The organism is Pedobacter insulae, from assembly GCF_900113525.1.
Lineage (GTDB): Bacteria > Bacteroidota > Bacteroidia > Sphingobacteriales > Sphingobacteriaceae > Pedobacter > Pedobacter insulae.
Genome location: NZ_FOPP01000003.1, coordinates 188845 through 211728, shown reverse-complemented (window position 1 = coordinate 211728; position 22884 = coordinate 188845). Strand labels below are relative to the sequence as shown.

Genomic DNA, 22884 nt, shown 5'->3' with positions numbered 1-22884 from the left:
TTTTATAGATGTAAAACATTAAAAAAAGCAAATAAATTACGGTAAACTAATTTTTAAAAATAAATACTAAATTTTTTATATTATTGAATTTCAATTACTTATAAATTGAAAATAGTTTTTAAAGTGTAACTTAGACACTAAGGCTCTTTTTGGTTAGTTTTCGGGAACGTTTTCGGGAACGTTCCCGAGAATTCAGAAAGAAAATGCAACCGTGTTGCGAAAACTAAGGACGGATTCGGCGTGTTTTTAGAAAATCGCTAAATTTTTTGATGAAAACTAGTGCGTTTTTATGGTTGCAAAATGGAAGGATTTAACTCCTAATTTTCGGTCGAAGTAGAACGTCTTTTGATCAACTTCGAATTTAGAATTACCGCTGAAGTTGCCGGTGTAGTTGTTGGATTTTCTAATAGCTTAAAAAGCAAAGACGCGGCGGCTTTGCCTAGTTCTAGTGCGGGTTGCGTAACCGTTGAAAGTGCTGGGTTTAACAGCGGTGCAATTTCCAAACTAGAAAAGCCGATTACCTTTAAATCATTTGGGATAGAAATGTTTAAGTCGTAACAAGCATAGTAGGTAGCAAAGGCTAGACGCTCCACAGAAGTAAATACACCATCGGGTTTAAGCTGAGAAAATGATTGTTTTAAATGATCAATATTCTCCTTATAGTTATTGGTACAATCAATTATAAGCTCCTCTTGAAAAGGGATTTTGTATTTTTTTAAGGCATCGATATAACCTTGCATCCGGGTCTTGCCAATGGATAATGTTTTATTTACGGCTAAATAGGCAATACGTTTACATCCCTGCTCTATCAAATGTTTGGTGGCCGAAAAGCTGCTTTCATAATCATTGGTCGTCACCCTGGGCGTAATGATGTCTTCATAAACCCGGTCAAAAAACACCAATGGCAATCGTTTTTTGGAGAGCTCATTTAAATAATTGTGGTCATTTGCTTCTCCGGTAACCGACATAATAATGCCATCGGCTCTGCCATTGTGTAAGTGTTTAATAAATGAAACTTCTTTCTCAAATTGATCATTAGTAGAGTAAACCAAAATATGATAGCCTTTTTCACTTGCTATGCGCTCAATTCCTTGGACTGCCAAAGAAAAATAATTATTGCCAAGCTCGGGTACAATTACCGCAATTGTTTTACTTTTTTGTTCTCTTAAATTACTTGCATAGTGGTTGGGCTGATAATTCATTTGCTTAGCCATTGCCAATATGCGTTCTTTAGTTGAAGCATTAATGTCGCTGTTATCCCTAAATGCCCTCGAAACAGTAGATGTTGAAAGTTTAAGTGCTTCCGCTAATTTTTTAATATTGACGTTATCCATTCTACGCGCCGGCTGTTAAGTATTTTTTTTCGGTGTAAATATAAATGGAAAAAAAAGCAAATATTTCTATTTTTTATTAAAAGATTAATAATTTGATTTATATATAGTGAAATTTACTGGCTAAAGCGGGGCTGAAATGATTCTGACCTGAAATAATAGGAGATTAGAAAGTAATTTAGTGAATAGGCAGACTAAAAATGTATTTTAGCAAATGAATTTTGTGAATTTGAATTGTTCACGCAAAACTGACATAAAATGAGTAAAATAGATTTTAGAAGTGATACTGTTACGAAGCCAACAGCGGAAATGCTCGAAGCTATGATGGGCGCCAAGGTGGGGGATGATGTTTTTGGCGAGGATGAAACGGTAAATGCTCTAGAAGAAAAGCTTGCTGCCTTATTTAACATGGAGGCTGCAATGTTTTGTCCCTCCGGTACGATGAGCAATCAGATAGCTATTAAATGTTATACTCAACCAATGGATGAGGTAATCTGCGATCAAACCGCACACGTGTATCGATATGAGGGTGGGGGGATTGCTTATAATTCCCTGGCTTCAGTGCGGCTGTTGTATGGCGACCGGGGCATTTTAACTCCAGAGTTGATTGAACCTGAAATTAATGCCGATAATATCCACTACCCAAATTCTAGTTTGGTTGTTTTAGAAAATACAGTGAACAAGGGTGGGGGAAAATGTTATAGGTTGACCGATATTGAGCCAATTCATCATCTCTGTGCTATAAAGGGTTTAAATTTGCACTTGGATGGCGCAAGGATCTTCAATGCGCTAGTTGCAACTGGCGATAAAGCTGCAGCCTATGGAAAATACTTTGATGGAATCTCGGTATGTTTATCGAAAGGCCTGGGAGCCCCGGTTGGTTCGGTTTTTTTAGCGTCGCGGGAAACGATTAAGAAAGCGCGGAGAATAAGGAAAGTTTTTGGAGGCGGAATGCGTCAGGCAGGCTTTTTAGCGGCTGCGGGAATTTATGCTCTTGATCATCATGTTAATCGGTTAGCCGTAGATCACGCACATGCTAAAGCGCTGGGCGACTCATTAAAAAGTGCAAATTTTGTCAGCGCCGTAATGCCTGTAGAAACAAATATTGTACTTTTCGATGTAGCTGAAGGCCTAAAGGCAGAAAGTGTTGTAAAACAACTCGAGCAGAAAGGAATTCTGTGTAATACGACTTCCGAACAAACAATTAGATTTGTAACGCATTTAGATATTTCATCTGGTATGATTGATCAAACAATGAATGCAATTTCAACTTTACACTTATAGTCAGATATGTCTAATAGCCCAAATTTCACATTTCCCATTTCAAAGATCTTAGTTGCCAATCGAGGAGAAATTGCTTTAAGAATAATGAGGTCGGCCCGGGAAATGGGTATCAAAACCGTAGCTGTTTTTTCTGAAGCTGATAGAACAGCGTTGCATGTACGGTATGCGGATGAAGCTATCTGTATTGGTCCGGCGCCATCCAATCAATCCTATTTGGTAGGGAGTAAGATTATTGAAGCTTGTAAGCAAACTGGAGCAGAAGCAATTCATCCGGGATATGGATTTTTATCGGAGAACGCAGCTTTTGCGAGAGCAGTAAAGGCTGCAGGACTGATACTTATTGGTCCAACTCCAGAAGCTATGGAGGTGATGGGTAATAAATTATCGGCCAAAGCTGCAGCCTTAAAATATGGCATTCCGATGGTTCCCGGCACAGAAGATGCCATAACGGATATTGAGGAAGCTAAACGGCGGGCAATTGAAGTTGGATTTCCAATTTTGATCAAAGCAGCAGCAGGTGGTGGTGGAAAAGGAATGAGGATAGTTGAGAAATCCGAAGATTTCGAAGAGCAAATGCATCTGGCAGTGAGTGAAGCTACTTCTGCCTTTGGCGATGGGGCTGTATTTATTGAACGCTATGTGACCTCTCCTCGTCATATAGAAATACAGGTTTTGGGAGATACCCATGGAAATATCGTGCATCTTTTTGAACGGGAATGTTCAATACAGCGCAGACATCAAAAAGTAATTGAAGAGGCTCCATCGGCGGTGCTAACAGATAAAATTAGGGCAGAAATGGGTAAATGCGCTATTGATGTGGCCCGCGCAGTAAATTACGTTGGAGCAGGAACAGTGGAGTTTATCCTGGATGAGAACCTTAATTTTTTCTTCCTGGAGATGAATACCCGTTTACAGGTTGAACATCCTGTTACAGAAATGATTACTGGGTTGGATTTGGTTAAGGAACAAATTAAAGTTGCCCGGGGAGAGGCACTCTCTATAAAACAGGAGGCCTTAAAAATAAATGGCCATGCTGTTGAACTGAGGGTTTATGCTGAAGATCCATTGAACAATTTTTTACCCGATATCGGTACATTACAAACCTATAAAACCCCGAAGGGGAGTGGCGTAAGGGTAGATGACGGCTTTGAAGAAGGAATGGAAATACCGATCTATTATGACCCAATGATTGCCAAATTAATTACTTATGGCGCAAATAGGGACGAAGCCATTGAAAGAATGATCAGAGCTATTGATGAATATGACATTACAGGCATACAAACTACTTTAAGCTTTGGTAAATTTGTAATGCAGCACGAGGCCTTTACATCCGGAAAATTTGATACACATTTTGTTGGTAAATATTTTAATGCCGATAGTTTAAAGAATGGTAGGGAAGAAGAAGCTATGTTAGCCGCAATTGCCGGGGTATTTTTATTGAAAGATCAAAAAGCATCCTCAATCAATGTGGTTACTATGCAGGAAAGCAAATGGTTAAAAAATAGAAAAAACTATAATTAATGTTTACAGGGATTATTGAAACGCTTGGCGAAATTAGTAAAATTGAAACTGAAGGAAGCAATGTTCATTTCACAATAGCTTCCGCAATGAGTTCAGCTTTAAAAATCGATCAAAGTGTAGCCCATAATGGCGTTTGTTTAACTGTTGTTAACGTGGACGAAACTACGCATACTGTTACGGCAATTGCAGAAACTTTAGCGAAAACTAATCTCGCTCATTTAAAGGTAGCCGATAAAATTAATCTGGAACGGTGCATGCAAATGAATGCTCGTTTAGATGGTCACATAGTTCAGGGGCACGTTGATCAAACTGCCACTTGTATTTTGGTTAAAGAATTAGATGGGAGCTGGGAGTATCGTTTTAAATACGATTCTTCACTTGGAAATGTGACCGTTGAAAAGGGATCTATTTGTATTAATGGAATTAGTTTGACGGTAGTGAACGCTACAATTGACGAATTTTCGGTGTTTATTATCCCCTACACTTACGATCATACTAATTTGCATCAGGTACGAGTTAGTGATGAAGTTAATCTTGAATTTGATATTATTGGAAAATATGTTGCCCGGCTAATGGGAATAAAGGATTAGCGAGTATTATTGTATTGGATAAGTTTTGGGTTGTTACGTGTTACTTTTTTAGTTCGGCTAATCTTGCTCGCGCATAACTAATCTGCTCTTTGTCGGCTGCAGTGTCGGGTTTGCTTTTTAAGTAGCGATTGTAATAGGTCAACGCACTTTTCTTTTGATTTAGTTTAAAATCATATAAAATGCCCAGACGGTAATAAATATTTCCATTTTCTTTAAAAGTTAATCCCCTTTTATATGCGGTTACTGCGCTTGTTGACTTGTTATTAATTTCGTAAATACCTCCCAATAAGAGATAATAGCTGGATGTATTGGGTGATATTCCTTCTTCGATGGTTTTTTTTGCATATTCAGCAGCTAATAGATAATTATTTAGATTTCGATAGGATAAGGAAGTGTAGTATAAAGTGCTTTCAGTTTGAGCGGTGATCATTTCAAGCATTTTAAAATAAGAAATCGCTTTTTCATAATTTTTAAGGTAAAAATAAGCCATTCCGACGTCTTTTGCTACATTGGCATCAAATCCTGCAGTTAAGAGTTTTTCCCCAGTTTCGATAACTTCTCTATATTTTTTAAGCTGTATGGCAATTGGTAATTTTGCTTGTTGTAGAATTAGATGGCCAGTATCGGCAGCTATTGCTTTTAACAGTATGTCATAGGCAGGTTCATATTTTTTTAACTTTTGATAAGCTTTCGCCAAATCTAACGCTACATCAGCCTCTATGGGATTAATTTGGTTAGCTTTAATAAGGTAAATAACTTTTTGACTGTCGGTAGCATTCTCATATAAATCGGCGAGTTTTTTATATGCGTTAAAGTTTGTACTGTCTAGTTGGATGATGCTTTCAAAATAACTCTTTGCCTTTATACCATTTCCTCTCCGTAAATTTATGTTCGCTAAGTTAAAAAGCACTGGTACCGAAGTAGGTGTTTGAGCAACTAGTTTAAGGTAATTTTTTTCGGCTTCGGGTAATTTGCCTGCCATCATAAAGCAATAAGCTATTTGGTTCAGGGCCTTCGTATCTTGTGTATCTTCTGGATAAACTGTTTGGAGGTACTGAGCAGCTTCTGCATAGCGCTGTGATTGATAATATTCTAATAATTTCTCTTTATCATAATTCAGCGCATTTTGAGCATACAAATGGTGGGAAAAGATAGTTAATAAGAGGAGGGAAAAAATGTATTTCATATCAAGTTATTTATTAACTAATATATTAGTTATTCCCTTAGTTTCCAAATGAAATCCAAACTATTTAAAACTTTTCGGTAGTATAACTCGTTCTTAAACTGAAACACTATTTAAATTAAAAGTTTATGGATACCTTAAAGAAGTTTGAATTAATGGAAAAGATTGTAAGAGAATTAGAAGACTTACAACACTCACAACAGGCAATTATTCAAAAGATAGGAAAAATTGAGGTCGATAATATTGATCTTGGTGATAAAAAACTTGATAAAGATTTGCCGGATATGCATCAAAGGGTTGCCGATAATTTGGATTCAATACGTGATATTTTAGCTTATTTCGCTGAAAAAACACAAAATTTCGGGAACAAAAATAATGTCGATGCCTTAAAGGAGCAACAGGCCATTGATGGTGTAACTGGGAATAATACTAATTAACCTTTTCTTTGTGAGTAGGTAGTAATAAAGAGCATATAGTGCCCTTGCCTTCGGTGCTTTCTACATGAATGGAGCCGTTGTTTCGCTCCATGAAATCCTTGCAGATCAATAAACCTAATCCGGTTCCTTTTTCGTTTAATGTTCCTCTTGTAGAAATGTTTTCGTCTTTAAAGAGTTTCTCAAAAATCGGTTGAGATATACCTATACCATTGTCTTTTATCATTATCAATAACTGGTTATGCTTTAAATATGAGGTCTGTATATCGATCTCGCAGTTTTGATGACAATATTTTATCCCATTGCTAATAAGATTTCTGATAACCATTTGAACCATAATGATATCTGCATACACCATTTCGGCGGGGAAGGAACCATAGTTTATTTTAACCTTTTTGAAATTAGCCGCAGGTAAGTGGTAATTGATTTCATTGATAATTAAGTTTTTTAGGTTAAAGGGTTCTTTTTTAATTCCAAATCCGATCAATTGGCTTCTAGACCAATGCAAGATATTTTCTAAAAGTTCGGTTGTGTAAATGATATCTTTATTAAAATTAGGGGCTATCGCTTTAAATTCATCAATGGTGATTTGGTTATTGCCTACCATTTTTAAAATTTCAGAGATATTTACTAAAGGAGCCCTTAAATCATGGGCAATGATGGAGAAAATCCTATCCTTTAGTTGATTCAGTCTATTTAGCTCGTTTGCTTGCTCTGCAGCTTTAATCGCATCTTTTTTGAATGTGGTGAGATCTTGCAATTTGATAATGCTGAAGTCATTATTTATTTTATTGTCGTTCAAAAAAAGTATGTCTGCTATCAAATAAATATGATTTCCATTTAAAATGATATCCAATTCTATTTTTCCAGATTCATGTTTTTTAATTCGATCAAAGAATGTGTGCTGATTTGGAAATAACTCTTCTAAATTTGATCCATTCAACTTTTTGCCGGTAGGAAGATGAATGTATTTTAAGGTTGATTTGTTATAATCAATAATTCTATGTTGTTGATCCAACACAAAAAATCCATCCTGCATTAATTCTAAAACTTTTTCTCTTGCAATGGGCAAAATATCAAATAGCTTAAATCTATAAATCCCCAATAAGATTAAAGAGGTAGTAACCATAAAGGCATATGGTGTTCCATCTATCTCACCCAATGGCTTAAAACCCAATAGAAAAGTAAAATTGGTTAACCAAGGTATAAGGATAGCTATGACAATGGCATAATTCTGCTTTTGAAATATCGGGTCTGCATTTTTAAACTTTATAAATATTAAGTAACACCCAAATGTTAAAAGGGAATAAAAATAAAGGGTAAAAATGAAATACCATACTCCGGGTTCTGTATTGGCTATTGGAAAAGGACCTGTAGTTCCAATAACGATCTGCTTATAGTGTAAATGATGGTAAGCATTAGTCCAAACCATAAGCAAAGTAATGATTGGGAAAGCCACAAGTAAGATCACATTCCTACGTTTCTCAAGCCAGGCTTCTTTGCCACAAAAGTTTAGGCAGAAAATAAACCAGCAAATCGGAAGTGTCCCAATTCCAATATACTCCAAGCATATGAAGAATTTAATCTGCTTAAGCGATGTGCTGGCAAGTTCTAGGCCATAAGGAATAGACCAGATGGCATTTGATAGCATCATCAAAATGAACCACTTAAATGCGTTTCCTCCCCGCTTATAGATAAAGCCTGATAATATACAGGTGGCCATCCCGAAAAATATCAGTATAAACGCGTAAGGATTAAAAGAAAGCGCCATTTGAGAGGTTATATACTAAGCAATAAATAAACTTACTATAAAATACGTTTTTAACAAGTTAAATTGTAGAAAATGAACAACTTGATCAACCTTAGTTGAGCTCTCCCACAGGTAAAATTAGACAGAATTTTGCCCCCTTTCCTTCCACGCTAGTTACGGTAATATTTCCATCGTTGCGTATCATGAAATCCCTACATACGATCAATCCTAACCCTGTGCCCTTTTCATTTAAAGTTCCTCTTGTCGTTATATTCTCATCTTTGAAAAGTCTGCCCAATACTTCTTTTTTAATTCCCATACCATTATCCTCTATACAAACTAACATGGTTTTGTTTTTCTGATAGTTGGCAGTTATATGTATTTCGTTCCCCGGATTACAAAATTTAATAGCATTATTGAGGAGGTTTCTAACGACAATTTGGATCATTAAGATATCAGCATAGGCCATCTCCCCGGGAAAAACGTCATGGATGATTTTAATTTTTTTAAGTTCTGCAGCTGGCAAATGGTAATTGATCTCGTTGATAATTAGATTTCTGATATTGAAAACCTCTTTATTGACCCCATATCCTTTTAGCTGACTTCTAGACCAATGCAAGATGTTTTCCAGCAAATCAGTGGTATAAATAATGTCCTTGCTTAATGTAGGAGAGATATTCCTAAACTCATCATTGCTAATCTGGTTATTCGCAATCATTTTTAGCACTTCGGAGAGATTAACCAATGGGCCTCTCAGATCATGGGCTATAATGGAAAATATCCTGTCCTTAAGTTGATTTAACCGCTCTAATTCGTTGGATTGTTCCTTAGAGCGAATAGCTTCTTTTTTGTACGCAGTGAGGTCCTGTAACTTGATGATAATAAAATCATTGTTTATTTTATTATCATCTAGAAATATGATGTCAGCCTCTAACGATAAAATTTCACCATCAACGGGCACATCTAATTCAATTTTTCCCGGAGCATGGCGATTCAACATTTCCAGAAAGTTGGGCTGGTCTGGTAACAATTGTTCTAAACTACTTCCTATCAATTTGAGGTTGGGAGTATAATTGATATATCTTTTTATGGATTGGTTATAGTCAATTATTCTGTAGTCCTTATCAAGGACAAAAAATCCATCCTGCATTAGTTCTAATACTTTTTCTCTAGCTAAGGGGATTATGTCAAATAATTTGAATTTATAGATGCCCAATAAAATTAAGAAACTTGTTATCACAAAAGCAAATGGTGTTACATCTACATAGCCTAATGGCCTTATTCCAAGAAGATAGGCGATATTTGCAATCCAAGGAATTGCTGCGGCAACGATTAAGCTGTAGTTCTGTTTTCTAAAAATCGGATCGGACTTACGGAATTTTATGGCTAACAAAAAACAACCACAAGCCATTATCAAATAAAAGTAAATAGTGAAAATCTGATACCAAATTCCCGGAGTGAGATCGATCATTGGAAATGGGGTGCCAGTAGCCATTTTTGCACTTGCGTAATGCAAATGGTGGTAGGAGTTTGTCCAAACCATGAGGACGGTGACAACCGGAATAAAAAGAAGAGAAACTATATTTAATGGCTTTTTATACCAACATTCTTTTCCACTAAAATGCAGACAAAATAAAAACCAGTTCAGAGGTACAGTAGCAATGCCGATATATTCAATATCCAATAAAATTTTGATTTGAGAAATATCTGCACTTGCCAACTCAAAACCATATGCAATAGACCAGATGGCGTTCGAAAACATCATTAAGCTAAACCATCGAACAGCGTTTCCTCCTTTTCTATAAATAAAAAACGCTAATGCAATGGTTACCGACCCAAAGAGAATTAAAAGGATGGCATAAATATTGAATGTAAAAGTCATTAGGGCATAATGGTATATTGCTAATATGGCTTATCTAATAGGGAGATGTATAAAACTACATAATTTAGCTTTCAATTAAAAATATAGTTATTTTTAAATACAATTATCATGTTATGAAAAAGATCAGTTTATCATTATTATTCATGCTATCAAGCTATTATGCTTTTAGCCAAGGTTTGCCAACTTTTCAGTTAGGAATAAAAGGTGGTATGAATTTATCAAAATTTAAGACAAAAGATACCTTTAGCAGCGATAATCAGGCTGGTTATTATGGCGGTATTTGGGCTAGAATTGGAGGAGCTGGAATACACCTGCAGCCTGAAGCCTATTTGTCTGGTAAGAAGTCCAATTTAGTTACTGCTAATGGACTGGAAAACGGGGTAAGATTTACCAGTTTAGATGTTCCAGTGCTAATTGGGACTAAGTTTGGTGCTGCCGGAATTGGACTTCGTTTAAATACGGGACCAGTCTTCACTTTAATGCTAGATGAAGAACAGAATTTTGGTCAAGCTGCATCTTCTGCTTTCAATGGCGACTTTAAAGAGAATTCAATTGGTTGGCAATTTGGAGTTGGTCTAGACATTGGAAAGTTGAATGTTGATGCAAGGTATGAATCTGGCTTGTCTGAAATTAATTCAGCAGGGGGTTATCCTACGACAAAACTAAACCTCTATACAATTGGAGTAGGGTTTAGAATTTTCTAGAGCGAAGCACCAGTTTTTTAAATGAAAAATCTGTTTGAACTAGCGCCTTAAGTGACTAGGGTAAAGCGGATTTCTCATTTTCTTTTTGGCTTAAGATTTGATATATGATTTTTGTAATTTAATCCTAAACCATATGAATCTTAAAGAATTACTCTTAAACGGGCAGAGTTTTTTGGCGCTCTTAAAGGAATTTGCAATTGAGGCAAAAGATATAATAATACAGGACGAAAGTGTATTGTTAAATGACCCAAATTTAGCACAGCGAGAAATTCTTAAAGAAACCATTTGCATTGAAGCAAAAGGAAAAAATGGGGTTTTTAATTTCTTTGGAATTTTACATTTTAATATATTGAATAAGCTAGCTGTTTTCGAAATGCAAGGCTTTGAACAGGTAGACCGACCTGTCAATTAAATTTTATCGTCTTTTATGATTTCTTTTAACTCATAAAGGAATGCCCCCTTTATTGGTCTGATTGGTTTTTTGCTAGATTCACTTAATACCTTTACGAAGCAAGCCCCGAAGTAGAAGATCAACGAGGAGTAAAATACGAATAGCATAATCAATACGATAGATCCTGAAGCACCATAAATATTACCTATGTTACTTAGTGGTAGCATAATCCGTAGAATATATTTACCTAAAGTAAATAAAATACCAGTCAATAAACCGCCCTTTACAGCAGTTTTCCAATTAGGTCTGCCATTGGTTAAAAATCTGAACAACACAGCAAACCATGTGGTCACTATTAAGATAAATAAAATTTCATTTAAGATTGACAAAAAAATCTTTCCAAATGTTGGTGCTGCATTGTTAATGTAGCCTCCTATAAATGCCTGTACACTATCGGTCAGCAAACCAACAAAAAATAATATTCCCGCTAATAAGATAATGACCATAGATCGTCCTCTGAGCTTAAGATTAAATATGATTCCCATTTTTCCCTTTAATCCAATGCTCCATATTTGATCTAAGGAGCTCTTTATAACACTAAATAAGGTGGTAGCTACAAATACGAAAAACACAAAACTTATAATCGTTGCCCACCAATTGTAATCCACCCCTCTGATGTTTCTCAAGACCTGACGAATCTGCGTGATGCTACTGTCATCTAAAATGCTTGCTAAGCGATCAAAAAGTCTCGTTGCAAAATTTCTTCTATCAACAAAAAAACCGAATAGCCTAATCAATATCAGTAGGATAGGAGGAAGTGCAAAGTTGGTAAAAAATGCTGTGGCACCTGCTAAACGTAAAGGATCATTTTTTTGGAACAGCTTAAATGCCATTCTTAAATGCTTTAGAAATAATTTAGATCTTTTAAATGCGATAGCGTACATGTTTGAGCTTAACTAGCCCAAAATTAATAAATTTATATAATAATCATTCTTTAATTAAACCTGGCTTAAATAATAAGGTGCTGCTGAAAGAAAATAGGCGCACAAGCGAGGACGCTTTGAGTAAACTTTTTTCGTTTTTAACGGTTATATATTAAACCTTATATTATGAACAGTTTTTTTAGAACAATATTGGCCGGTTACGGAGCCAAAAAATTAGGCGGAGGCTGCTTATCGACAATTATCATATTTGTAATTATCTATTACGCTTTGGGGCATTGTTAATTGGTCGGCGATTACCCGCCGACCAATCGTAATATTAAAGGTTTCCTCGCAATTCCTGTTCTCGTTCAAGGGACTCGAATAATGCTTTAAAGTTCCCGGCACCAAAGGATTGGGCACCTTTACGCTGAATAATTTCAAAGAAAAGCGTAGGCCTATCTTCAACAGGCTTTGTAAATATCTGAAGTAAATAACCTTCTTCATCACAATCAACCAAGATTCCCAAACTTTTTAACAATTCAATTTCTTCATCGATTTTGCCAACTCTATTCGGCATCATTTCGTAGTAAGCTTCTGGAGGTGGACTTAAAAACTCAACACCCCTGGCTTTTAATGCTTTTACTGTTTTAACGATATCTTTTGTCGCTACCGCTATATGTTGAACACCCTCACCTTCATAAAATTCTAAATATTCTTCAATCTGGGATTTCTTCTTGCCTTCTGCAGGTTCATTAATCGGGAATTTTGAAAAGCCATTGCCATTACTCATTACTTTGCTCATTAAAGCAGAGTACTCCGTATTAATTTGCTTATCATCAAACGATAAAATATTTACGAAGCCCATTACGTCTTCGTACCATTTTACTGTTTCATTCATCCTGTTCCAACCTACATTGCCAACACAGTGATCAATATAAAGTAATCCGGCGTCTTCAGGGTTGTAATCGCTTACCCACTCCCGATAACCCGGCATAAAAATACCGTTATAATTTTTCCGTTCCACAAACATATGGATCGTTTCTCCATAGGTATAAATTCCGGACATTTTAACTTCCCCGTGTTCGTCAGTTAAAGTCTGGGGTTCTAAATAAGGTTTCGCACCTCTTTTGGTAGTCTCTTCAAATGCACTATATGCGTCATCTACCCAAAGGGCTAAAACCTTTACGCCGTCACCATGCTTTTTAACATGCGCTGCAATCAAATGGTCCGACTTTAAAGCAGTTGTTAAGATTAATCTAATTTTGCCTTGTTTTAAAACATACGAAGCTCTATCTCTTACACCTGTTTCAGGTCCGGCATATGCTAAAGATTGAAAGCCAAATGCGGTTTTATAATAATGTGCAGCTTGCTTAGCATTTCCCACATAAAACTCTATATAGTCTGTTCCGTTGATAGGAAGGAAATCTTGCGCTTTTGCTATTTTTTCTGCGAATGTTTGTGTTGACATTGTGTGGTATATTTTAAATATATTAATCCTATTAATCCTAGTCTATTCTACGTTAATTTGCCAGCTTGTATGATAGCTTTCATCTTCAATGTCGACAGCATCTTGTGTTAACATTAAAGGCCTAAATGGATCTATCATCACTGCCAGTTCCTCTGTTTTTTCTTGCCCGATTGATTTTTCAACTGTTCCGGGGTGAGGGCCATGAGGTATTCCACCTGGATGTAAAGTAATTTGTCCTTTTACCACGCTTTTGCGGCTCATAAAGTCTCCATCAACATAATACAGCACTTCATCGCTATCTACATTGCTATGGTTGTAAGGGGCAGGGATAGATAAAGGGTGATAATCATATTTACGAGGTACAAATGAGCAAATCACAAAATTGTGTCCTTCAAATGTCTGATGAACTGGCGGAGGTTGATGTAAACGGCCGGTTATTGGCTCAAAATCATGGATTGAAAATGCCCATGGATAATGAAATCCATCCCATCCTACAAAATCAAAAGGATGTGTTCCGTATGTATAAGGATAAATGATCCCTTGCTTTTTGATCAGGACTTTAAAATCTCCAATTTCGTCAATTGTTTCTAAGTCCGTTGGTCTTTTGATATCTCTCTCGCAAAAAGGTGAATGTTCTTCTAATTGTCCGAAAGCGTTGCGATAACGTTTTGGTGTACGGATAGGGCTGAAACTTTCAATAATAAACAATCGGTTTTTTTCATCATTGAAGGTTAACTGATAAATTGTGCCCCGAGGAATAACCAAATAATCGCCATACTCGAATTTAATCTTGCCGAAGCCAGTGTTTAAAATTCCGCTACCCTCATGTATAAAGATTACTTCGTCTGCCTGACTATTTTTATAAAAATAATCAGTCATTGATTTCTTTGGCGCTGCTAGTGAAATGTGTAAATCACTATTGACCAATACAGGTTTACGGCTTTGTAGGTAATCGTCTTCAGGCTTAATATTAAAGCCAATTAAACTCGTATGACGTAAATGTTTTTCGCGGGCAATTTTAGGTTCAACTGAGTAAGGTTCACCTAATGATTTTACAATTGTGGGTGGGTGACAATGGTAAACGAGGGAGTATAAACTCGAGAAACCCTCGGTAGAAACCAATTCTTCAGCGTAAAGCTCACCATTAGGTTTACGGAAAACAGTGTGTCTTTTAGCAGGAATTGTTCCTAATGTATGATATATAGGCATAGCGTTAGGTAATTTGGTTAGTATATTATTTTATAACGAAAAGAACGTGAAAACGTTTCTTGTAAAGCAGATAAAAGTAGAACTCAGCTAAGAATATTGCGCAAAAATGATTTTAGAAAGCATGGCATATCTAAATGCTGCAAGAACCTCATGAGCATTGTGATTTTGATATGTTAAATGACTGATCATTGTGAGCGCTAAATTATGCTTTTTTATCGCTATATTCAAATTTAATAATTTAAATAACCATCTAAGTGCTCAAATTATTTTTTTAGCTTTGACCCCGTAAACCAAATAATTATGAAGCTAGTTTCTTATAAAACCGAAGATAGAGAGCACTTAGGTGTTTTCGTGAATGGCCATATCTATAATCTAAATTCTTGTAATAAGCTAATCCCCGATGAAATGAATGCTTTTCTGCAGGGAGGTGATGCTTTAATGGAAAGAGCAAAAAAGATAAACCAAGAAATCATTGATGGTTCCTTAAAACCTAAAGAAGAGGTTTTTTATGAGTTATTAGCTCCTGTTCCGCACCCAACCTCTTGCAGAGATGGTTATGCTTTTCGGCAACACGTTGCAGCTGCCAGACGCAATCGGAAAGTAGACATGATAGCGGAATTTGATCAATACCCTATTTTTTATTTTACCAATCATAATGCTATTCAAGGTCCTGGAGAAATTGCCTGTATGCCAGATCATTTTCAAAAACTTGATTTTGAATTAGAAGTTGCCATTGTAATCGGAAAAAAAGGGAGGAATATTAAGGCAGCAGAGGCTGATAATTATATAGCTGGTTTTATGATCATGAATGATATGAGTGCCAGGACCTTGCAAATGGAAGAAATGTTATTAAGCCTGGGTCCAGCAAAAGGTAAAGATTTTTCAACGGTGATTGGTCCATGGCTAGTTACACCAGATGAATTGGAGCCTTTTAAAGTCGATGCGAAACCAAATCATGTTGGTAATGCTTACAATTTAAAAATGACTTGCAGTGTAAATGGTCAGCAAGTTTCAGCAGGGAATATGGCAGATATGGATTGGACATTTGCAGAAATCATAGAACGTTGTGCGTATGGTGTAGATGTTTTGCCGGGCGACGTGATAGGCTCGGGAACAGTAGGGACAGGATGCTTTTTGGAGCTGAATGGTACAGGTTTACTTAATGATGCTAATTATAAACCACAATGGCTACAAGCAGGTGATGATGTAGAGATGGAAATTACGGGATTGGGTGTCTTGACCAATATCATTACCAAAGTGGACACAGATTTCTCTTTATTGGGGTTGAAGAAAAATTAACATGTTGACCTTAAATACAGCGGATCTTTCACCAGTACAACTTCAAAATTACCTGCAGTATGCTATTGCGCCCAGACCAATTTGCTTTGCGTCTACAATTGATTTAGCTGGTAATATCAATTTAAGTCCTTTTAGCTTTTTTAATTTATTTAGTACCAATCCGCCGGTTTGTATTTTTTCGCCAGCGAGACGCGTACGTGATAACACTACTAAGCATACCCTAGAAAATGTTCTCGAGGTTAAAGAATGTGTGATTAATATCATCGATTATGCGATGGTACAACAGACTAGCTTGGCCAGTACAGAATATGCAAAAGGTGTAAATGAATTTGAAAAGGCCGGCTTTACTATGCTGCAATCGGCATTGGTGAGGCCTCCAAGGGTGGCTGAAGCTCCTGTTCAGTTAGAATGTATGGTTACAGACGTTATCCCTTTAGGCGATAAAAATGGTGCGGGAAATTTAGTTTTAGCGGAGATTAAACTCATACATCTTAAAGAAGAAATTTTGGATGAAGAAGGGAAGATTGATCAGGCAAAAATTGATTTGGTGGCCCGTTTAGGTGGCGATTGGTATTGCAGAGTTACACCTGATAATCTGTTTAAGGTTGCAAAACCACTAACTACATTAGGAATTGGAATTGATAATTTACCGGTTGCAGTTAGGAACTCTGTTGTGCTCACTGGTAATGACTTAGGAATGTTGGGTAATATTGAAAATCTACCAAGTGCTGAGGAGATTGACGAAATACAATGGAATGCAAATGTTAAGGATATTCTAGATGCTACTATAGGTGATGCTCAACAAAGAGAACGAGAATTGCATGAACTTGCCCGTCAGTTTTTAGCCATTGGTAATGTTGCAGATGCGCTGAAAGTGGTGCTATTATAGTTAAATCTATTCAATGATACTTACAGCCTTGATAAATCTACTTTTGTAGTAACCGTCAAAATCTGTGATTGTAACTCCATGAGCTTTACCAGAGGTTGAATGGATAAATTTAATCTCTCCATCTTCAATAGAGGATATAATGCCGACATGTCCAATTTTTCTTACCCTTGGATTACTACCGGTAAAAATAAGCACATCACCTACTTTAGCTTCATTTAGTTTAACAGGCACTCCTGCGCGCGCAAATTCTGGAGAGGAACGGGGTACACTAAACCCGAAGTTTTTAAAAACATAATTGACAAAGCCAGAGCAATCAAAACCCTTGTCGGGATTGCTAGATGCGTAACGATAGGGAGTTCCGATCATTGATTTCGCAAAATCCAATAGCTGAACGGCAGGATTTGCCACCTCTGGGATTTTGTCGAAGATTTTTCCCATCATTTTTTGATACTGCCGCGGTAAAGACGTGTTATCTTGGGCTCTACTGGTTAAAGTAAAGAAAGCAAGCAGACAAAAAGTGAGGAGAGTTCTCTTCATACGATCAACCAAAGGTAATAAAAAAATGAAATTTAAGGTAAATGTGGAAAACTTCTATGGCGTGGTAACTGCAACGGGCAATACTTTTCCATTGAAGAATTTATGTCCTGTTCTTGCAAAATCAGCAATGTATTTTCCCATTTCAAATGCCATTACAGGACTTTCATAGCCTGGGAATGCTGCTTCAAGCATTTCGGTTTGTGCTGAGCCTAAGGCCAAGCAATTTATTTTAATACCGGTTTCCCTAAGTTCAAAAGCGAGGCATTCACTCAAAGTATGCAATGCTGCTTTACTGGCCGAATAAGCCGCCAAACCTGGGAATTTCACGCTACCTTGAAAGCCACCCATACTTCCTACATTTACAATATGACTACCACTTTTTAACAAGGGAAGTGCATGCTGGATCATTTTAAAGTGACTGATTACATTACTTTCTAGCATATCGAATAGGTCGGCTGTACTAGTTTCGGTAAATGGTTTATTGATTAAACTCCCTGCATTATTAATTAAAATATCGATTGTTCCTAAACGCTCGGTGAGAAAGGGAATTAGCGCAGCGTAGTCGTCATTCACTAAATCAAATTCAACAGGCAAAAGTGTGCAGTCTGGGTTAATCCCCTTCGCGATTTCTAAAAGTTTACGAAGTTTATCTGCCGATCTCGCTATGCAAACTATTTTGTTTTTAGGATCTAAAGCAAATTCCAAGGCAGTTTCGAAGCCTATGCCACTGCTTGCTCCTGTGATAACGATGTTCATATTGTTAGTTTGTTATTTGTTATTCAATGACGATTCTCTACCATTAGTCGTTCTCCGTAATCAATTGGCTCACTGGGTTCGCAATAACGTGCAAACCATCATTGATTAATTTAGCAAGGTCGGGGTCATTTGCTGCTTTCATCTCTAAATAAATTCTCAATTCTTTCTCAAAATCTTGATCAATTTTTTGATGATGTACAATTTCTAAAATTTCAAGTGCGCATAGCCAATCAAACCTATGTGCAGTTTTTAACTGATTGAATATACTTGCTAATTCTTCATATCCAACTTGGTTTTCCCTTACAGTACGTACTTTCTGATATAAGGTATGTAACTGTTGGGTATGATTGTCGTAGGCAATTTTATGTGTTTCCTGCTTGCTTACAAAAGTAATTTCTTCATAGGCATCTTTATCGGCAGCACCATTGAACACCGAAATTATTTTCTCCCCAATAGCCATATCGTAAGTTCCCCAGTCGGGCTGGAATAAAATATTTCCATTGCTTTCTTTTACTGTACATTCTTCGAAAGCTATAAGAATTACTTTATTATCCTGAACGATAATTTCTTTAACGGAACCATTCACATTAATCCCGCTTTCAAAAGTAAGATTTGCTTGTTGGTTAACAGCAATTCCTAAACTCTCAAGTTCGGTTAAATTATGATCTTCAAGGGGTTTAGTTATATCTTTTAATTTACCAACAGGCGATGAAAAACCATCGGCATGGTACGTTTTTCCATGTCCAGATAATTGCTTTCCTTTATAAGCCAAAGCAGATGGGCCAGTAGTTTTGATAAAAGTTAACTCGTCGTTTTTGGCAATTCCCACATCAGTAAAAACTCCAGTGAGCTGCAAGCCGGAACTATATACTGCAGTACTCGGATTTTTACATTCTATTGCTTTTAAAATACTTTCAGTTCCTCCACGTCTAAACGCCATGGTATTTGCAAAAGCCTCTAAAACATCAATTAAATTTTGGAAAGTTTCCGTTACAAAAAGCTGCGGTTGTGTTTGAGTAATGTCGTACTGATAATTAATCGTATCTAAATTATACCATAGCTTGGTTACTTTTGGGTCCATACAGCTTGCACTTTCTCCAATTGATGAAAGCAAACCAGCACCATAAATTTTTGGATTTTCTAAAGTTCCGATTAGGCCGTATTCTACAGTCCACCAATGCAAACGACCCAATAGTGCCATCTCAGAAGGTTCTCCCATGTTATCCGCAATATTGCGTAATGTTTTTTCGGCGAGAGCGATCTCCTTTTCGTCAGAATCAACAGCTTCTTTTAGAATAGAAAGTTTACGGATCGCTTCGTAAAGCTCAAAATCTTTACTCGAAAACATTGCTTTTGCTCCGATTGAACCAAAGTAACTGAGGTAATTGTTGTAATCGGTATCCGCAATAATAGGAGCATGGCCTGCACTTTCGTGAATGATATCAGGGGCAGGAGTGTACTCGATATGGTTAATCTGACGAATGTCGGCCGCAATAACCAATACCCGATAAGCTTGATATTCCATAAATGCTGCTGGTGGGATAAATCCATCAACAGTTACCGCACCCCAGCCAATTTTACCTAAATTATCATTCATGGTTTGAAGGTTCGGAATGTACTCTATGCTTAATCCAGCACGTTGCAAGCCTTTAATATAAGGATAGTAGGCCACATGCTTAAGATAACTGTAATTTTGACGCATTACATAACGCCAAACTGCTTGATCAATTGGCGTATATTTTTCGTAATGCTGCTCAACAATGAACTGTCTTAAATGTTTGGGAAGTTTCGCTACTTGCTCGTTGTTAAAATCATTAAAATCACTCATAGTGGTGCTGTAGATTGATAATGGCTAAAGTAGCTTGTTTTGAGTACTAATCCAAAAAAACACGGTTCTTTTACGGTAATATGATGGGTTGTAGTTAATGAGATACGGCTTTTAATCCAATAATCGAACCGATTAAAGTGACTATAAAGAACATTCTCCAAAACGTGGCAGGCTCTTTGAAAATAAAAATGCCTACTAAAACTGTACCAACAGCTCCAATACCGGTCCAAACGGCGTATGCGGTTCCGATAGGAAGGTTTTGCGTGGCTTTAATGAGTAGTGACATGCTGATTGTTAAGGCAACCAAAAAGCCGCCATACCAAAAATAAGTATCATTTCCCGTTGTTTCTTTAGCCTTTCCTAAGCAGAATGCAAAAGCCACTTCAAATAATCCAGCAATAATTAAAATAATCCAATTCATGTTAGGGCGTTTTAGGTTTTTTTACTTTGAACGAAAAATACTTTTGGGAAAAATAACTGGATATAGCTAGCACAATTGTAATCAGCGCTTTTGCTACGGAAGGGAAAAATTGAAAACCTTCCACTAAAATTTTCATCAATGCATAATTGAGTAAGATGTTTGTGCCATAAACAGTTGCATATCGAAAAAGTTGTATTCTGCCAACCAAAGTAGACTGGGTAAATACCAGGTATTTATTAAGCATGAACCCCACAGCAAAGGTAAAGCCAGATTCAATAAATAGCGCAGCAATGTGCGCAGTGATTAAATAATCACCTATTTTAACATCCTGCTGATGTAAAATGTAATTAAAAATAATAAAGTAGCCCACTATGCCGGTAGAAACAGTTATCCCACCCGAGGCTAAGTATCGAAAAGTATGCAGGCTAAACCACCTTCGAAAAGGTGGGTAAAAAAAATCAATGACCTTTAACGCGAATTTCCTCATGCTTAATCATTAACTGTTAACTCATTGTTAATCATTCTATTGTTGTATTGTTGAATAAAAGCTTTTAAATATTTTTCCATCTCGTTTTGTACCCCAGGTTCATCACCCAAGATATTATTTTTGGTTAAGCGATCTGTTTTTAAGTTAAATAAAGCAGTCGATTTTTGTCCGTCGTTTTGCAATAAGTAATCACCTTGATATAAACTAAAATTTCCGTCATTGTTATTTACTACAAAGTTGTTGTTTTTTGAGTTAAAAGCATCAAAGCCGAAAGCAAAATAAGGTTTATCATAATTTAAATAATTTAATACAGTAGGCATAATATCAGCTTGCTGAATTAATTTGTCAGTTTTTCCTTTCAGGTCTCCACCTGGATAATAGAATAGGATTGGAATAGAGAAATAACCCGGCAAAGTTTGATACTCAGATAAATAAGAAACAGTTGCATGATCTGCGCAGATGACAAATAAGGTGTTTTGGTACCAGGGCATTTTTGAGGCGGTAGCAAAGAAATTTCTTATAGCTAAATCCGTATACCCTATTGGTTCTTGAACGGGTAATGGACCTTTTGGAAATTTTCCTATATATTTTTCAGGCACTTTAAATGGGTGGTGAGAAGATACTGAAAAAAAGGCCGAGAAAAAAGGTTGCTTAAAAGTATTGATGGTTTTTGCCATGTATTGCATGAACGGTTCGTCCCATATTCCCCAAATACCATCAAAATCATTGTCATTTGCATACTCGGTTTTCCCAAAATAGTTTTTAATTCCAGCTAAATTTGCATAGGCTGAAAAACCCATCGAGCCGTTTGGTGCTCCATGAAAAAATGCGGTTTCATAGCCTTTATCATTCAGTAGTTTAGCAATACTTGTTGTTTTATTGCCAGAGTAACTTGACAATACAAAGGGTTCGCGTATTGATGGAATTCCAGAAATGATAGAAGGAAGCGCGTCAATAGATTTTCGTCCGTTGGCATAAGTATGCGAAGAAGTAAAACTTTGGTCGACTAAGCTATCTAAAAAAGGAGTGTAGCCTTTATATTTGCCCCCTAATAAGTCTTTGTTTAATGCCCCAATATGCTCCTTACCCAAGCTCTCGATAATTAAAAAAACAATATTTAAGTTTTTAAAAGGGTCTTTGTTTAAGGGCTGGTGTATGGGGTTGTAAATTGATTTCAGCGTTTGCTCGTCATAGTAATTTATAGGCTTTAATGCAGCTCGTTTTAATGTTTTTATAATGGTAAAGGGTGTGTTCAATACTAATCCCATATCACTTGGCTGCTTAACAAAATCGCCAGCATTACTCATGGTAATTGGACGGGTACTATGTCTCCATCCACCACGCATACCAATTACCGCCAAACCCGCAATAGCTATTAGGATTAAAGTATGGGTTAAGTAGATTTTCCAAGTGAACGTAGGCGCTTTAGTGATGCGAATTATTTGGTACAACTTGATAAACACATAGGTGAATACGGCAAAAAGGATTACCAGATACCAATAATCACTCAAGAAATCTAAAAACAACTTTAACTTGTTTTGTTCATTGCTAAATTGCGAAAATACACTTGCTGTAGTGTGCTTCAACGTGTATTTGTAATAGGCGAAATCAATAAAATTCGCTAGAAAGCCGATACTGTTTGTAGTAATAAACAACCACTTGCAGAAAACCTGATAGGCCTCCTTATATCTGAAAGTAAATGGAATTGTTTGTAAAACAATGTAAAGTGAGTTAATATAAAGTAGCGCAACTAGGTCAAACTTAATTCCTCCGGCAAAAATATAAGCTAAATCTGCCAGACTTAAATGGTTAAAAAAAGTTTGATTTGCCAGGTAAAAACACAATCTGCAAATAGTATATAAAAGCATTACCAGTAGAAACCGGTAAAGTAACGCAGTATAAATAGATTGTTTTTTGTTAATATTTAGACGCATTTTGTTTAAAAGTGTGCAATTTAAGGAAAGATTTCGAATTCCGACTTCGTAAGTCGGCCCTTT

Annotated in this window: 21 protein-coding genes; 8 read left to right on the top strand and 13 right to left on the bottom strand. The window is 36.5% G+C overall.

What is annotated here, in order from left to right:
- Window positions 1-317 precede the first annotated feature (317 nt).
- Window positions 318-1334, bottom strand: coding sequence for a LacI family DNA-binding transcriptional regulator (locus tag BM207_RS06240; RefSeq protein ID WP_090992713.1), 1017 nt, complete (start codon window positions 1332-1334; stop codon window positions 318-320).
- Window positions 1335-1589: 255 nt separating this feature from the next.
- On the opposite strand from BM207_RS06240, the gene BM207_RS06235 reads away from it, so the two are divergent.
- From BM207_RS06235 to BM207_RS06225, 3 genes are read left to right on the top strand one after another with little or no spacing between them, the layout of a single operon-like run.
- Window positions 1590-2615, top strand: coding sequence for a threonine aldolase family protein (locus BM207_RS06235; RefSeq protein WP_090992712.1), 1026 nt, complete (start codon window positions 1590-1592; stop codon window positions 2613-2615).
- A gap of 6 nt (window positions 2616-2621) precedes the next feature.
- Window positions 2622-4136, top strand: coding sequence for an acetyl-CoA carboxylase biotin carboxylase subunit (gene accC / locus BM207_RS06230; protein WP_090992711.1), 1515 nt, complete (start codon window positions 2622-2624; stop codon window positions 4134-4136).
- Window positions 4136-4726, top strand: a complete 591-nt coding sequence (locus BM207_RS06225; protein WP_090992710.1) for a riboflavin synthase — start codon at window positions 4136-4138, stop codon at window positions 4724-4726. Before accC ends, BM207_RS06225 begins: the two co-directional genes overlap by 1 nt.
- Before the next feature lie 40 nt (window positions 4727-4766).
- Here the strand turns inward: BM207_RS06225 and BM207_RS06220 are convergent, their stop codons facing one another.
- On the bottom strand, window positions 4767-5912 hold the full coding sequence (locus tag BM207_RS06220) for a tetratricopeptide repeat protein (protein ID WP_090992709.1): 1146 nt from the start codon (window positions 5910-5912) through the stop codon (window positions 4767-4769).
- Window positions 5913-6037: 125 nt separating this feature from the next.
- Between BM207_RS06220 and BM207_RS06215 the strand changes: the two genes are divergently transcribed.
- Window positions 6038-6346: a hypothetical protein gene (locus tag BM207_RS06215; RefSeq protein ID WP_090992708.1), complete on the top strand. Its 309-nt coding sequence runs from the start codon at window positions 6038-6040 to the stop codon at window positions 6344-6346.
- On the opposite strand, the gene BM207_RS06210 is transcribed toward BM207_RS06215, so the two are convergent.
- Together BM207_RS06210 and BM207_RS06205 are read right to left on the bottom strand one after the other, a co-directional pair.
- Window positions 6339-8114 (bottom strand): sensor histidine kinase, encoded by a 1776-nt coding sequence (locus tag BM207_RS06210; protein ID WP_090992707.1) that lies wholly within the window; start codon window positions 8112-8114, stop codon window positions 6339-6341. The genes BM207_RS06215 and BM207_RS06210 overlap by 8 nt on opposite strands.
- A gap of 91 nt (window positions 8115-8205) precedes the next feature.
- Complete coding sequence (locus BM207_RS06205) at window positions 8206-9975, bottom strand: sensor histidine kinase (RefSeq protein WP_090992706.1); 1770 nt, start codon at window positions 9973-9975, stop codon at window positions 8206-8208.
- Between the two features lie 113 nt (window positions 9976-10088).
- Here BM207_RS06205 and BM207_RS06200 point away from each other — a divergent pair, with 113 nt between their 5' ends.
- Window positions 10089-10679, top strand: a complete 591-nt coding sequence (locus tag BM207_RS06200; RefSeq protein WP_090992705.1) for a porin family protein — start codon at window positions 10089-10091, stop codon at window positions 10677-10679.
- Window positions 10680-10812: 133 nt separating this feature from the next.
- Complete coding sequence (locus BM207_RS06195; RefSeq protein ID WP_090992704.1) at window positions 10813-11091, top strand: hypothetical protein; 279 nt, start codon at window positions 10813-10815, stop codon at window positions 11089-11091.
- Here BM207_RS06195 and BM207_RS06190 read toward each other — a convergent pair.
- The 3 genes from BM207_RS06190 to BM207_RS06180 form a co-directional block, all read right to left on the bottom strand.
- Window positions 11088-11963 carry a YihY/virulence factor BrkB family protein gene (locus tag BM207_RS06190; RefSeq protein ID WP_245768045.1) on the bottom strand — a complete coding sequence of 292 codons (876 nt, stop codon included), beginning with the start codon at window positions 11961-11963 and terminating at the stop codon, window positions 11088-11090. The two genes, BM207_RS06195 and BM207_RS06190, sit on opposite strands and share 4 nt — an antisense overlap.
- 367 nt (window positions 11964-12330) lie before the next feature.
- Window positions 12331-13461 carry a 4-hydroxyphenylpyruvate dioxygenase gene (gene hppD, locus BM207_RS06185; RefSeq protein ID WP_090992702.1) on the bottom strand — a complete coding sequence of 377 codons (1131 nt, stop codon included), beginning with the start codon at window positions 13459-13461 and terminating at the stop codon, window positions 12331-12333.
- 42 nt (window positions 13462-13503) lie between these two features.
- Window positions 13504-14670, bottom strand: a complete 1167-nt coding sequence (locus BM207_RS06180; protein ID WP_090992701.1) for a homogentisate 1,2-dioxygenase — start codon at window positions 14668-14670, stop codon at window positions 13504-13506.
- Window positions 14671-14970: 300 nt separating this feature from the next.
- Between BM207_RS06180 and BM207_RS06175 the strand changes: the two genes are divergently transcribed.
- Both BM207_RS06175 and BM207_RS06170 read left to right on the top strand, forming a co-directional pair.
- A complete protein-coding gene (locus BM207_RS06175; RefSeq protein WP_090992700.1) occupies window positions 14971-15969 on the top strand; it encodes a fumarylacetoacetate hydrolase family protein in 999 nt (332 codons plus the stop codon).
- A 1-nt stretch (window position 15970) separates the two neighbouring features.
- On the top strand, window positions 15971-16858 hold the full coding sequence (locus tag BM207_RS06170; RefSeq protein WP_090992699.1) for a flavin reductase family protein: 888 nt from the start codon (window positions 15971-15973) through the stop codon (window positions 16856-16858).
- Window positions 16859-16864: 6 nt separating this feature from the next.
- On the opposite strand, the gene BM207_RS06165 is transcribed toward BM207_RS06170, so the two are convergent.
- The 6 genes from BM207_RS06165 to BM207_RS06140 form a co-directional block, all read right to left on the bottom strand.
- On the bottom strand, window positions 16865-17395 hold the full coding sequence (locus BM207_RS06165; protein ID WP_090992698.1) for a C40 family peptidase: 531 nt from the start codon (window positions 17393-17395) through the stop codon (window positions 16865-16867).
- Window positions 17396-17449: 54 nt separating this feature from the next.
- On the bottom strand, window positions 17450-18151 hold the full coding sequence (locus tag BM207_RS06160) for an SDR family NAD(P)-dependent oxidoreductase (protein ID WP_090992697.1): 702 nt from the start codon (window positions 18149-18151) through the stop codon (window positions 17450-17452).
- Between the two features lie 43 nt (window positions 18152-18194).
- Entirely contained in the window at window positions 18195-19979 is a 1785-nt protein-coding gene (locus tag BM207_RS06155) for an aromatic amino acid hydroxylase (protein WP_090992696.1), read from the bottom strand.
- 94 nt (window positions 19980-20073) lie between these two features.
- A complete protein-coding gene (locus BM207_RS06150) occupies window positions 20074-20400 on the bottom strand; it encodes a DMT family transporter (RefSeq protein WP_090992695.1) in 327 nt (108 codons plus the stop codon).
- 1 nt (window position 20401) lies between these two features.
- A complete protein-coding gene (locus BM207_RS06145) occupies window positions 20402-20887 on the bottom strand; it encodes a GtrA family protein (protein ID WP_090992694.1) in 486 nt (161 codons plus the stop codon).
- 2 nt (window positions 20888-20889) lie between these two features.
- Window positions 20890-22821, bottom strand: a complete 1932-nt coding sequence (locus BM207_RS06140; RefSeq protein ID WP_090992693.1) for an LTA synthase family protein — start codon at window positions 22819-22821, stop codon at window positions 20890-20892.
- Between the last annotated feature and the right edge of the window lie 63 nt (window positions 22822-22884).

What these genes read in the sequence shown, in the direction of transcription:
- BM207_RS06240 (WP_090992713.1), bottom strand. Translation starts at nt 1,334, where the DNA reads ATGGATAACGTCAATATTAAAAAATTAGCGGAAGCACTTAAACTTTCA.
- BM207_RS06235 (WP_090992712.1), top strand. Translation starts at nt 1,590, where the DNA reads ATGAGTAAAATAGATTTTAGAAGTGATACTGTTACGAAGCCAACAGCG.
- accC (WP_090992711.1), top strand. Translation starts at nt 2,622, where the DNA reads ATGTCTAATAGCCCAAATTTCACATTTCCCATTTCAAAGATCTTAGTT.
- BM207_RS06225 (WP_090992710.1), top strand. Translation starts at nt 4,136, where the DNA reads ATGTTTACAGGGATTATTGAAACGCTTGGCGAAATTAGTAAAATTGAA.
- BM207_RS06220 (WP_090992709.1), bottom strand. Translation starts at nt 5,912, where the DNA reads ATGAAATACATTTTTTCCCTCCTCTTATTAACTATCTTTTCCCACCAT.
- BM207_RS06215 (WP_090992708.1), top strand. Translation starts at nt 6,038, where the DNA reads ATGGATACCTTAAAGAAGTTTGAATTAATGGAAAAGATTGTAAGAGAA.
- BM207_RS06210 (WP_090992707.1), bottom strand. Translation starts at nt 8,114, where the DNA reads ATGGCGCTTTCTTTTAATCCTTACGCGTTTATACTGATATTTTTCGGG.
- BM207_RS06205 (WP_090992706.1), bottom strand. Translation starts at nt 9,975, where the DNA reads ATGACTTTTACATTCAATATTTATGCCATCCTTTTAATTCTCTTTGGG.
- BM207_RS06200 (WP_090992705.1), top strand. Translation starts at nt 10,089, where the DNA reads ATGAAAAAGATCAGTTTATCATTATTATTCATGCTATCAAGCTATTAT.
- BM207_RS06195 (WP_090992704.1), top strand. Translation starts at nt 10,813, where the DNA reads ATGAATCTTAAAGAATTACTCTTAAACGGGCAGAGTTTTTTGGCGCTC.
- BM207_RS06190 (WP_245768045.1), bottom strand. Translation starts at nt 11,963, where the DNA reads ATGGCATTTAAGCTGTTCCAAAAAAATGATCCTTTACGTTTAGCAGGT.
- hppD (WP_090992702.1), bottom strand. Translation starts at nt 13,461, where the DNA reads ATGTCAACACAAACATTCGCAGAAAAAATAGCAAAAGCGCAAGATTTC.
- BM207_RS06180 (WP_090992701.1), bottom strand. Translation starts at nt 14,670, where the DNA reads ATGCCTATATATCATACATTAGGAACAATTCCTGCTAAAAGACACACT.
- BM207_RS06175 (WP_090992700.1), top strand. Translation starts at nt 14,971, where the DNA reads ATGAAGCTAGTTTCTTATAAAACCGAAGATAGAGAGCACTTAGGTGTT.
- BM207_RS06170 (WP_090992699.1), top strand. Translation starts at nt 15,971, where the DNA reads ATGTTGACCTTAAATACAGCGGATCTTTCACCAGTACAACTTCAAAAT.
- BM207_RS06165 (WP_090992698.1), bottom strand. Translation starts at nt 17,395, where the DNA reads ATGAAGAGAACTCTCCTCACTTTTTGTCTGCTTGCTTTCTTTACTTTA.
- BM207_RS06160 (WP_090992697.1), bottom strand. Translation starts at nt 18,151, where the DNA reads ATGAACATCGTTATCACAGGAGCAAGCAGTGGCATAGGCTTCGAAACT.
- BM207_RS06155 (WP_090992696.1), bottom strand. Translation starts at nt 19,979, where the DNA reads ATGAGTGATTTTAATGATTTTAACAACGAGCAAGTAGCGAAACTTCCC.
- BM207_RS06150 (WP_090992695.1), bottom strand. Translation starts at nt 20,400, where the DNA reads ATGAATTGGATTATTTTAATTATTGCTGGATTATTTGAAGTGGCTTTT.
- BM207_RS06145 (WP_090992694.1), bottom strand. Translation starts at nt 20,887, where the DNA reads ATGAGGAAATTCGCGTTAAAGGTCATTGATTTTTTTTACCCACCTTTT.
- BM207_RS06140 (WP_090992693.1), bottom strand. Translation starts at nt 22,821, where the DNA reads ATGCGTCTAAATATTAACAAAAAACAATCTATTTATACTGCGTTACTT.